Annotated in this window: 8 protein-coding genes; 5 read left to right on the plus strand and 3 right to left on the minus strand. The window is 44.8% G+C overall.

Annotated elements, in window-relative coordinates; translation table 11 throughout:
- Window position 1 precedes the first annotated feature (1 nt).
- From GC130_RS12520 to GC130_RS12530, 3 genes are read left to right on the plus strand one after another with little or no spacing between them, the layout of a single operon-like run.
- Window positions 2–1,204 carry a hypothetical protein gene (locus GC130_RS12520; protein WP_151998659.1) on the plus strand — a complete coding sequence of 401 codons (1,203 nt, stop codon included), beginning with the start codon at window positions 2–4 and terminating at the stop codon, window positions 1,202–1,204.
- Window positions 1,201–2,244 carry a PorP/SprF family type IX secretion system membrane protein gene (locus GC130_RS12525; RefSeq protein ID WP_151998660.1) on the plus strand — a complete coding sequence of 348 codons (1,044 nt, stop codon included), beginning with the start codon at window positions 1,201–1,203 and terminating at the stop codon, window positions 2,242–2,244. Before GC130_RS12520 ends, GC130_RS12525 begins: the two co-directional genes overlap by 4 nt.
- 3 nt (window positions 2,245–2,247) lie before the next feature.
- Window positions 2,248–4,578, plus strand: coding sequence for an OmpA family protein (locus GC130_RS12530; RefSeq protein WP_151998661.1), 2,331 nt, complete (start codon window positions 2,248–2,250; stop codon window positions 4,576–4,578).
- Here the strand turns inward: GC130_RS12530 and GC130_RS12535 are convergent, their stop codons facing one another.
- On the minus strand, window positions 4,579–7,500 hold the full coding sequence (locus GC130_RS12535; protein WP_151998662.1) for a CHAT domain-containing protein: 2,922 nt from the start codon (window positions 7,498–7,500) through the stop codon (window positions 4,579–4,581).
- A 157-nt stretch (window positions 7,501–7,657) separates the two neighbouring features.
- Window positions 7,658–9,025: an ATP-binding protein gene (locus tag GC130_RS12540; protein ID WP_151998663.1), complete on the minus strand. Its 1,368-nt coding sequence runs from the start codon at window positions 9,023–9,025 to the stop codon at window positions 7,658–7,660.
- Between the two features lie 331 nt (window positions 9,026–9,356).
- Between GC130_RS12540 and GC130_RS12545 the strand changes: the two genes are divergently transcribed.
- Window positions 9,357–9,941 carry a hypothetical protein gene (locus GC130_RS12545; RefSeq protein WP_151998664.1) on the plus strand — a complete coding sequence of 195 codons (585 nt, stop codon included), beginning with the start codon at window positions 9,357–9,359 and terminating at the stop codon, window positions 9,939–9,941.
- Window positions 9,942–9,994: 53 nt separating this feature from the next.
- Here GC130_RS12545 and GC130_RS12550 read toward each other — a convergent pair whose 3' ends face one another.
- Window positions 9,995–10,846: a family 16 glycosylhydrolase gene (locus tag GC130_RS12550; RefSeq protein WP_151998665.1), complete on the minus strand. Its 852-nt coding sequence runs from the start codon at window positions 10,844–10,846 to the stop codon at window positions 9,995–9,997.
- A gap of 305 nt (window positions 10,847–11,151) precedes the next feature.
- Here GC130_RS12550 and GC130_RS12555 point away from each other — a divergent pair, with 305 nt between their 5' ends.
- A complete protein-coding gene (locus GC130_RS12555) occupies window positions 11,152–11,976 on the plus strand; it encodes a prohibitin family protein (RefSeq protein ID WP_151998666.1) in 825 nt (274 codons plus the stop codon).
- Window positions 11,977–12,026: the final 50 nt, after the last annotated feature.

A 12,026-nucleotide genomic window follows, 5' to 3' on the forward strand; every position in this document is an offset into this window, starting at 1 on the left:
GATGCGTATTCTTTTCTTCATATCGATCCTTTTTGCAGGTGTGCAATGCCTGGCTCAACCGTTTACGCTACAGCCCAATGCCTCCTTGTTTGTTGAAGGAAATGCCTCCATTTATTTCAGCAATGAAGCCGCCTTCCAGGGCAAGCTCCAGAATCAGGGTACCTTTTTATTTAACAAGGATGTAGACTTCGGGGAAAATACTTCGGCCGGTTCGCTCGAGTTTGTGGGCACTGCAGACCAGGCGCTGACTGGAAATGAAGTCGCAGCAACCAATTTTTCGCTGAACAAGCAGGCCAGCCTGTTTCTTTCAGCCGGTGCATTAGAAATATCCGGCACATTGGATATGACAAAAGGCTATCTTTTTCCCCAGTCCACTAGGGTTCATGTAGCAAGCGGACGGATTGCCGGTGGTTCAGCCGACAGCTATATTGAGGGGGAAATAAGTCAAACATCGGCCGGAAATGTGCTCTACTATCCAATGGGGCTTAATGGTTATTTCAACAGTGTCTCTCTCCTTCAAACATCGCAGGGAGATAAAATCGCTGTTGAAATCACTATTCCTGACGCTTCTCTTTTGATCCCCGGTGATTCGCTGATTGGCTTAGCGGATGAAGTGCAGTGGATTGTTACCAAAGAGAGCGAAGAAAATCTGGCCACCACTGTGGAGGTTAACTTTGACGGCTTCGAACTAAATTCGCTGGTGAACCCCCAAACCATACGGGCTCACAGGTATGGGCCGGTAGTAGCTCATTTAGATGCTGAAGAGGGGAAGTATTTACAGCTGGGCATAGGCTCACTCACCGACACCGATTCGCTGACTTACGGCATGCTGACCTCTGCCAAAACCCTGGTACTGCGAAACGAGCCCAAGTACGTCAGCCTTGGCAGAATGCCTTTGAGCTCCGGGCCTGCGTTTTTCGTACCCAACATATTTGCACCCCGTGCGGCGCTGGAAGAAAACAGGCTTTTCAGGCCATTTCTTGCCGGGGTTCCTGTCGAACGGTTCACAATGGCGATCTGGGACGGCTACAATGTAGAAATGTACAACGTCAATCAAACCGATGCGGTACTTGACGAGCTGGGTTGGGACGGAACTACAAACGGTGGTGCCACAGCCTCAGAAGGAGTTTACTACTATTCCATTCAGGTGGTTACGCCACAAGGGTCATTCAGTAAAAAAGGATCATTCATTTTACTGCGATGAAAAGAAGCACACTCACCGGCCTTATTCTACTTCTGCTCATTGGACAGATAAAAGCCCAGGGTGGGCAGTTTTCGCAGTTTTACTCCAGCGCTATTTTTGTTAACCCGGCGTTTGCAGGAACAAACCCGTATCTCTCCGCACGAATCAACTTCAACAAAAGCAAGCTGGCAGGCGATGGTTCCCTTCACGACCTCAGTCAGGCCACTGTCTCCTACCCTGTTTTTCAAAATACAAGCAGGAAATTTCAGGTTGGTGGTGCGGGTCTTACTTTCTTTAAGGAAACCCAGGGCATTCAGGGTGCCTTCTCTACACAAAAAATATTACTTACGGGCGCCTATGCACTCAAGCTAAAAAGACTAAAGAACAATACCTTGATCTTTGGGTTGCAGGGAGGCGTTACACAAACAAGAATCTCTCTGAATGGATTACAATGGGGCTCGCAGTACAACCCCTATATCGGCTTCGACAACACACAAAACCCTGAGGACATTGGCAAACTGTCGTCTTACCACCCTGTTTTCAATTTTGGCGTTTTATATTCCGCCATCGACAATCCCAATGCGATGTTCAGGGATCGGTCGTTTACTATTGGGCTCTCTGCCGACAACCTCAATACTCCAAAAAGTCGGTTTGGCGGCCTCTACCTTTCGGATAATCCGATACTATTCAAGCTGGTATCAAACGCCAAGTTTATAGTAACGCCGAAAACATACGTACACCCTTCCCTTCTGGTGGCGTACTCATCACAAAGCTATCAGGTAAACTTCGGCACTTACCTGTCCCATCAGATCAATAGCACCATGTCCGATGTTGGCTTGACCCTGCAAGTGGGCACATGGTACCGGTTGTTTGATTCATTCATTGTATTGGGTGGGCTCAAAATCAATGACTTTAGTGTCGGCATTAGTTACGACCTCAATTCGAATACTTATCGTAACAACGAGATTTATGGTCAAATTGCACCATCATTTGAAGTATCTTTGGGATATGACTTCAACTTCCGCAATAACCCGTTCAAGGTTAATAGCCCAATATTCTAAGACATGAAATTTTTTTGGTCTGCGTTGCTGCTTGCTTTTTCACTGCATGTTTCCGGTCAGTCTGTCGAAAAACTAAAAAAGGTGGCTGACGAATACTACGATGCAGAAAGGTACCTTGAGGCAGCGGAGTTTTACGAAAAGGTTATCTCTCTTTCTCCCAGCGACCTTGAGTCGAGATACCGGCAGGCGTTTAGCTACTTAAAGAGTACCAACTACAACACGGCGGAAGAGAAATTCAGTGCGCTGAGTTTGGTTTCCGGCCCTCATCAACCGTCCTCCATTTACTACCATGGGTTCCTGACAAAGATCAAGGGAGACTTTAAGGCTGCGGACTCCATCTTTAGCACCTTCCTGCAACTAGAACCAGCAAGCCAGCAAAAGCTTTTGTCGCTGGTTAAATTTCAGAAGGCTGGTTGTGAGCTGGGCATGAGGCTCCAGCGAGCCAAACCCAAGTATAAACTCACTTCTTTAACAGACGTTAATTCGGATCAAAACGACCTTGGGGTAATAGAGTGGGCTGTTAATGGCAACCTTGTGATGTCCACAACCCGAAAAGTACACTCTCTCCAATACTATGACCCTAAATTTGGCGACTACCTGCCCAGTCTTATATCGTACGGCAAAGCCAACAACGATAAATGGAAAGAGACCTCATTTTTCAAAAAGCTCAACACCCGATGGTCGCAGGGCACTGGCTCATTTACTGCTGACGGACGCACGTTTTACTACAGCGACTGCAATAAAGAGAGTACCTGCAAAGTGCTGGTTACCACCTGGGATGGGAAAAACTGGACAGCGCCTGCGGAGCTTGACACTACTATCAACATGCCTGGCACTGATGTAAAGCATCCTTTTGTTACAGCAAGCGCCGACACCATCTTTTTCTCCTCCAACAGGCCCGGAGGTCAGGGCGGCCTCGATATTTGGATGAGTCTTCGGATTGACAGCAGCAGATGGACAACGGCTATCAACCTGGGGGAAAGAATCAATACGCAGGGCGACGAAATAACTCCCTTCTACTCCCCTGCCTATAGCTGCCTCACATTTGCTTCCAACGGCTTGGCGGGCTACGGCGGCTTCGATCTGTACCTGGCTAAGCAGCTATCTTTTTTCGAACCGAAAGTATATAACCTGGGGGTGCCCTTCAATAGTACCCTGGACGACACCTATCTATTCCTGGGAAAAAGCGGCTATCTCTCATCTAACAGAGATGGCAAAGAACTTGACGTCATGACCTTTCCTTACGGCAGTCTTAAGGAGTTTTTTGAGTACATCATGACCAACGATGCCATTATCGACTTTCAGTATTACACAGCCTCCTCACTTGATCTTTACACTTTCCGGATGGACGACTACCAGGGGTACGATATCTTTTTTCCAACAGGGAGAGACTCGGCCCCACCAACTTTCAATACAACAACGGAGCTTATCAATATACACGGCGCTGGTGTAACGCCTGGAGAGCTTGTCAGGCTGACCATTGACTCCCGGACTGATATTCTGACACTGGCCAACCAGTCTGGCCGTTTTGCATATTTGCTATCTCCCGACAGTATCTCAAACAAATACACCATTACTACGACAAGCAAGCAGCGGGCAGTAGTGAATGAAGTAGATACAGCGGGGAGCTTTTATGAGTATGCTTACGAAAAAGTCTATTTTAACTATGGGAGCTCGCATTTAAGAAGCGAGACTTTTGTGGCACTCGATGACCTGGTGAGGCAGTTTGAAGAAAGCAATATTGCGCTGATTGACATTCAGACACATGCCGACAGCAGAGGCGACAAGGATTACAATAGGACATTGAGCGAAAAAAGGGGTGTCTCTATCATGAAATACCTGCTATCGAAAGGGATACCCGAAGCCAAAATGAGGGTATTCGCTTTCGGGGAAGAGGAGCCGATTTCAGAAAATGACTCATGGTACGCCAGGTTCTTTAACAGGCGAGCCCAAATTATTATTCACACCGAAACTCAGGTCATCTATAATAAGCCCGAAACGTTTTTGGTGATGAGGTCGCTGGATCTAAAGTCGGTGGCGCAGAATTTGGGCATCGCTTCAAACAAACTTAAAGAATGGAATGGTATCGACAATCGTGACCTGGCTGAAGGCCATACGCTGAGGGTTTTTGACGCCGAGCACAGAACACCAAGCATGCGCAACCTGATCAATCAAAAAGATATAGATGATAATTTCTTTCTGTACACAGTAAAACCTGGGGAGTCGCTTGAATCGATCGCCAGGAAATTCAAAACCATTGAAGAGCTCATATACGAAATAAATCAGCTCGAAGAAGACTTGAAACCAGGCGACGAAATAATAGTGATGTTGTAGTTACTTCTTCGCTACGAGAATAAAAGCACCCCAGGTAAATGGGTCAGGGTATTGTTCCTTAAAACGCTGTCTTGCTGTGAAAAAAGAGTCCTCGATGGAATGCTCTTTCACAAACTCTGAATAAAACATGTTCATGAAGTTTTTGGTGGCGGTGTCATTCACCTTTACCAGAGAAATAATGAGGTTGCTTGCTCCAGCTACCAAAAAGGCACGCTGTAAGCCGTAAACACCCTCCCCATTCTTAACCGTTCCCAGTGCCGTTTCGCAAGCCGAGAGCACAACCAGCCTCGTTTGATCAAGCTTTAAGTTCATAGCCTCATAGGCTGTCAATATTCCATCCTCTTGTGTGCTCTTATCTCTGGCCAGATAAACGCCTGAGTTAAGCAACGCACTCTGCCGCTTGCTGTCTTCCTCAAAATAGCCATGAGTTGCCAGGTGAAGTATGCCGGGATCCTGATTAAGTTTGAGGTTGCTCTCTGTTGCATTCAGGTAATAGAAGTCCGACACTTTCCACTTTCCTCCCTGCAGAATCTCAGTGACATCATCCGCCTCCCGCTCCGCTTCCGGCAATGCATTGAGTGGCTCAGTCAAATTGAGGCTGCTAAAGTCCGGATTACCAAAAATAGCCGCTGTGTAAAGCTTGTTCGCAGCAACCTTACCAGTTTGGATAAAGTCCTTGCCGCTGGTAATATGCACTAGCTTGTACTTGTCCGACACGTATTGCTGTGTGGCTGAATCATACAAAACGGCCGGGTTTAACTTGTGATAGATGCCGTCCGGGGCGTAATAAACCTTCTTGTCTGTTTTAACTTCATTGTCAATTTTTTTCCAGAATACATTATAGGAAGAAGCATCTTCAAGGCCGTATCTGAGGGAATTTTTATAGAAACTATACTGATCCACCAGCTGTTCACTGCCATCAAGCTTGATCCTTTTCAGCTGGTTAGAGCCTCCCTGGAGAATGAACACCACGTAGCTGCTTTGGTCGTCAAAACCCTGTTCCGCACCAAATTTACCCAGCTTGAGTGAGTAGTTCCTGAATTCAATCACCTCTACTAAAACAGCGCTATCTGCAATATTCTTCTCTACATCTTGCCAGCTGTAGAAAGAGAGCTCACTCTGAGAGGAGAACGTTGACGAAAGAAGCGCCATTTTTTTCTCCAGGTTGTTGCACTGATCTTCCAGGCTTGCAATATTGATCCCCCTCAGCGCCAGCTCATGTTCGGAAAGAAGGTAGCTTTGAGCCAACGTATACTTCGCCTCTCTCCATTTAATAAAGCTATTTTTCACGGCGGGATCTGAATTTTCCAACATGGTAGTCCGCATCTTGTCGGCCGCATAAAACAATACTGATTTCGTGTTCAAATAGTAGTTGTAAACCTTTTCCGTCCACTCTGTTTCAAAATATCTTTTCCCGAAAGAAATACTCGCAAAACGTTCCAGGTTAAACTTAATGTCTTCAAAAAATAGCTGCCTTTGTTGATCAGTGAGCACAGGAAACACCGACTGCATGTGATGAATTTCTGTTTTTAGTGCTTGGTCGAAATGCCCGAGAGCCTGAAGTGTGTCGCCCTTATTCAAAAAGTGGACGCCGAGGTCGTTGAGGCTCTTCGCATACATCGGGTGTTTCTCCCCCAGCTTCTCCTTCCTGATCTTCAGTGCCTGTTTCAAAAGCTTCTCCGACAATTCTACATACCCAAACGCCTGATAAATCAGTGCTATATTGTTAAGTGTAGTAGCATACCTGGGGTTTTCGGGGCCATAAATAGTCTTGTCCAGGTCAAGCACTCTCATATAGATATTAAGGGCGCTATTGATGTCTCCCAGGCTTTTCTGACAATTTGCCAAATTGCTCAGCACGTTAGCATAATCGGGGTGAACGCCTCCATATAACTCCCGCATCGCAGCAGCACTCTCCTGAAACATGATGAAAGCCTGTTTGTACTCTTTCTTCTTTGAATAAATAGCCCCTATGTTATTGGTCACGTAGGGCAATATTTCAGTCCTGCTACCTGCATAGTTCAACAAGTTCTCAAAATATGCCTCTGAGGTCACAAGGTCATTGACCTTAAAGTACAATACAGCCAGGCTATTAAGTGTTTCGATTCTAAACAGTGAGTCCGAGGGATAGCGCTCCTTTTTCAATTGCAAATTGCTTAGCAACTGGTTTTCCGAGGCAGAAAACTCTCCCTGATCAAGTTTTATCGCTGCCAACCTGTCAAGTGCCCGCAAATGCATGACCTCATTCTTTCCCTTAAGCGCTTCTATCGCCTGGTTCAGGGCAACTTCACCTTCCTCATAGTCACCCATGTCCCTTAGCAGTGTCCCGTACTCGGTCAGCAAGGCTCCCTTTATGGAGTCATTTTCTGAAAAATACTGCGAGGTTAACCTGAGTGCCCGTTCAAACTGGAGTCGGCTCTTTTCATATTGACCAACTTCCATATAGAAGAGTCCATTTTTGTAAGTGGCGTCCAGGTATATAGGGCTCTGTTCGGAATAATTCTTTCGCACAAGCGAGTCTGCCCAAAGCAGATACGATTCAGCCGCCAGGTAGTCGCTATTGTTCTGATAAGCCACGGAAAGGTTCAAACATATCTTGATAAGCCCGGGGCTCAGGCTATCATATTGCTCCACTTCTTGCTTCAGGCTGTTCTGAATGGCTCTGATGGCCCTGTTGTGCTCTGCAAAGCCCAGGTAAATAAGTCCAATATTATTGTATGCCTCTGCGTACCCCACCTCCCTCTGACAAAGCCCGGAGTCGAGCCTTGAGATGAGTTGATCTGCAAAGTACAACGCCCTGACCCTATCTGTTTTTGAGTAGTAGTTGGCGCTGTCCAACTGTTCCAGGCAATTTTGAGAAATGGCCAGAGTTGGAGTTAAAAAAAATGCAAACCAGAAAAGATAGAAAAGTAGTCTATTCATAATAGGATTCAATCCTATATACGCACGAAACTAGCAGTTGTGGATTGGCAAAACATAAATTTTCCTTCAAATATTTATATGAAAAGGATGGGCGGTCTTCTGCATGTCAATCACATCGAGAAATACAACAATAAATAACTTCAATGTAGTCTGACCATCATTTTGCGAGATGCCGGGAAATAGTAAAGTAAAAGCTACTTCCGCTGCCTGCTTTTGACTCCACCCAAATCTGACCTCCATGGAGTTCCACTATCTTTTTGCAGAATGCTAACCCTATTCCGGTCCCTTCGTAAGAGGCATCACTGTGAGCCCTTTTAAAAATAACGAATATCTTATCGAGATTATCCTTATCTATTCCTATGCCATTATCCTTCACTAAAAATTCAAAAAAATCACTTCGTTCCTTGACTGACACTTCTATAACAGGTTTCACAGACATGCTCCTGAATTTAATAGCATTACTGATCAGGTTTTGAAACAACTGATTGAAGTCTAGCAGAAAAACTGCTATCGGGCCCATGCGCCTGACTGACTCATCAATCAGCACCTTTGTGCCACTTTCTGAGATGGCCGAGTACAAGTCGCTGGCAACATTTTTTATCACCTCTTCGCTGCTAACTTCCTCCACTGCCAGTTGCCTGCCAATGCGGGAATAGTCCAAAAGCCCTTTAATTAACAGCTTCAATCGTTCGACCGAAAAAGAAATGTAATCCAGGCTCTTTTCAAAATCTCCTTCTCCTTTCTTTGAACTCGGCAGCTTAAGTATTTCAGTTATGCCCAGTATGGTATTGAGGGGTTCCTGAAGATCGTGTGAAGCTATATAAGTGAACTGCTCCATTTCCTCGTTCTTGATTTTCAGCTCTTTGACAAGCCTCTCAGATTCAACCACCTCATTTTTTATATTTTCCTTGAGCATACTTTCCTTTTCAAGTGTTTGGGCAAAGCCCGAGGTGAGTATCTGAATAGAGACTGCAAACAAAACACTTAACAGCACCTGATTTGAAGCTACAGCCAGCCAGGCCTCAGGCGTGTAAATATTCACCAGAGCAGAATCCATCAAACCAAGGTTCATAAAAACCGCAAAAAGAACACAGATAGCTGCGTTGACAACAACACACCAATATGCCAGTTTGCTGGAGTAAATGAGACTCACAAAAATGACGGTAGACAACAAATAAAGAAGACCAGGCCCGTATACCCCCATATAGTACAACAGGGTGATTGACAGTAGGTACATTGTGCCCACAAACAAGAGCTTTCTCCAACGAAGACTTAGTTTCGTTGAAAACGTAACGACTACAATTAACGCTACAGCCAGGCTGTCATAAAATGCTATATAGGGCTGATCAAGGTAATAGCATAGAACCATTGCTGGTATGTAGGCAATCATACACACAGGTAATGTGTAGAGTACTATGACATGAAACAGCTTGTCTCGCCAATATCCCACTCCTTTTACATCAGGAACAGACCCATTTGATAGCCTTGACGCTACCAACTCCTTATACTTTGACCAAATACTCATGCAACGTTTTTACTTCCTAAAAGCGAATTTTTGAACATAAAAAAACTCACTCAGATTGATGGAAGGAGTTAATTGTACAACGAAATTAACGAATGGCAAGACCGGAAGATGCCTAAGTGTATCCCAAATTCGACAAATGAAAACTCCAATAGTCTCCCAACACTGCTTAGAGGTCTTATTACGAATTGTGTTTCGACAAACAATACAACCAGCAAGGCCAATAATAACCTAAGTTTTTTCTAAATTCACCTAACTAAACCCCTGGCGGCTAGTGAATGAGCAGGCATACTCCTCCTACGCCAGGGTTGTGCATCCTCTAAAAATCAAAATTATGAAGACGATTACACTTGTTGGTCTTTTACTTCTTACTTACGTCAGTGGCTTTGGTCAGGACGTTCCCTCATCAGATATTCAAATGAAAACAGCCTTGCTTGCCGCACCAACGGAGCTTAAGGACGGAGCCAAAATTTACGGCTACAATGGTGCAGGAGAGTTCATCACCCTCCGTGAGGGAACAAATGGGCTAATTTGCCTCTCCGACGACCCCAATTCAAAAGGCTTCAATGTGGCGTGTTATCAAAAGGACCTCGATCCGTTTATGGCGAGAGGCAGAGAATTAAAAAAGGAAGGCAAAACCTCGCAGGAAATATTCGACATCAGAGAAACTGAAACAAAAGCTGGGAAAATAAATATTCCCAAGGGCAGTACACTCTATGTTTACAATGCTGAGGATGGCGATGTTACCTGGGCTTCCGGTGAGGTGGTTAATGGCTACTTAAGATATGTGGTGTATGTTCCTTTTGAAACTTCTGAGTCAACCGGCCTTCCAACAAAACCCGAATTTGCAGGGCAGCCATGGATCATGAACCCTGGTACTCACAGAGCACATATTATGCTTAGTCCTCCTAGAGAATAACAAACAGTATGGTTCTTATATAAGGTGCTGTTAACATGAATGGCTATACTTCATCAAAAACCTTCATCCATAAATTCATCAACCTGAGGCCGTTTCTTCGGTTTTCGTTGATATACCCTAACAAAATCTACTTCCATCCGCTGGGGCCAACTGGTAGACTCCAAGCCCTGCCCCTGGCTTACAGACAAATTGAGAATGAGATAAAAAGGGTTAAAAAATGGCCAGCCATCTTTTCCTGTGCCGTCATCCACCACTTTGTGGTACTTCTTCCCATCAACAAACCATTCGATTTTGGTGGGAGTCCACTCTATAGAGAAAGTATGGAATCTCTTATCGACCGAGCTTAGCTGTATGTGTCCCATTCTTTCGGTACCAAGAGACAAATTATAAGCCGAAGTGTGAACCATGCCGTGTATCACGTCCAGCTCAGCACCTGTATGTACCATGATGTCCAACTGCCCGTCCTCAGGTAACTTCACAGGCCTGTCGTCGAAGTAAGGGAGCATCCATATGGCAGGACTAGTGCCAGAGCCACCCGGGAGCCGTGCCCTCACCTCAATTTTTCCATATAGCCACTCGTTCTTTCCACGGGTAACTACCCTGGCCGACGTGTAGTCAGCGTCTCCAAATTTTTCCTGATGTGCTTCAATTACGAGATAGCCTGACTCAACTCTCGCATTGTTGGTTCGCTTGTAGGTGTAATATTGCTCTTCAGAGCCTCCCCATCCGCAGAACACAGGGCACCCATCACCAACATCGTAGGTCCATTTAGTGCTGTCGGGCAACCCCTTATAATCGAATTCATCGGACCACGCAAGCCTGTAACGCTGCGCATCGGCACAATACCCAACCAAACTGACGGCGGCTGCCACCGCACCAACTATGAACCTCCATTTACTCTTCATCCGAAAAAAATGCTTTGATGATTTTCCACAAACATTAAATGTAATTGAAAGTTAACTAAAACGAACAACTATCATTTTCAATGTCAGATATTACAGCTATCTTTTCCGTGATTCAACTGAAGTTTGATATAATAAAGGAGGGCCTTTGCAAACAAATTTTTCATTTTATCCAGAATGATCTTTTATGACCACTCAAATTATTTGAAGCAAACAGAATTTTATTGTAATAAAACGTGTATTGATATATAGTTACCTACCTTTCGGTAAAATTCATCAAGCATAACATTTAAAGAGTATCACAAACCATGGAAAATCGTCGTTTTGTCCCCGTCATCGTTGTCTTACTTATCGCAGTCATTCTTCTCATCTATCTTTCATCAAGTATCTTCTATACAATACGCCCTGGAGAAAGAGCAGTTCTTTTTTACAAATTTGGAAAAGGAATGGACAAGGAAAATATTCAAATGCCAGGCTTCCATGTGAAAGCACCCTACAATGAGTTGTTCGTATATGACGTAACCGAAAATCAAGTGGAAGAAACACTCGATGTGCTTGACAGAAACGGTTTGTCTATCAGCGTCGATATCTCGGTGAGATTTCACCCAATGTTCGACAAAATCGGGTATATACAAGAGACTTTCCAGCAAGACTATGTCAACAGACTGGTTGTGCCCGAGGTGCGGTCTACCGTTCGTCAGGTAATGGGCAGGTTCTCAGCGGAAGAAATATACTCAACCAAAAGACCTGAAGTTGAAGGCGCTATCAAAACTGAAACTGAAGCAGTATTAGGTGCTGAAGGAAACTATATTCAAATGAGAGCACTACTTATCCGGTCGATCAAACTGCCGGAGCAAATAGGGCTTGCTATCGAAAATAAGCTGAAGCAAGAACAGGAAGCACTGGCCTATCAGTTCAGACTCGACAGAGAAAAAAGTGAGGCAGAACGTAAACGAATTGGTGCAGAAGGCGAAGCTGCCGCTAACAAAATTATTAACAGCAGTTTGACGGACGAGTTGCTTAAGATGAGGGGTATTGAAGCCACTCAACAATTAGCCAACTCTCCTAACGCAAAAATTGTAGTTATTGGTAGTGCAAAGGACGGGCTCCCTCTTATTTTGGGAAATAATTGATCTTTCCTGATCCAATAATTTTACATATTTTAGGGCAGCATTATTTATCG

Origin of the sequence: Imperialibacter sp. EC-SDR9 (assembly GCF_902498805.1) — a bacterium.
Taxonomy (GTDB): Bacteria; Bacteroidota; Bacteroidia; order Cytophagales; family Cyclobacteriaceae; genus Imperialibacter.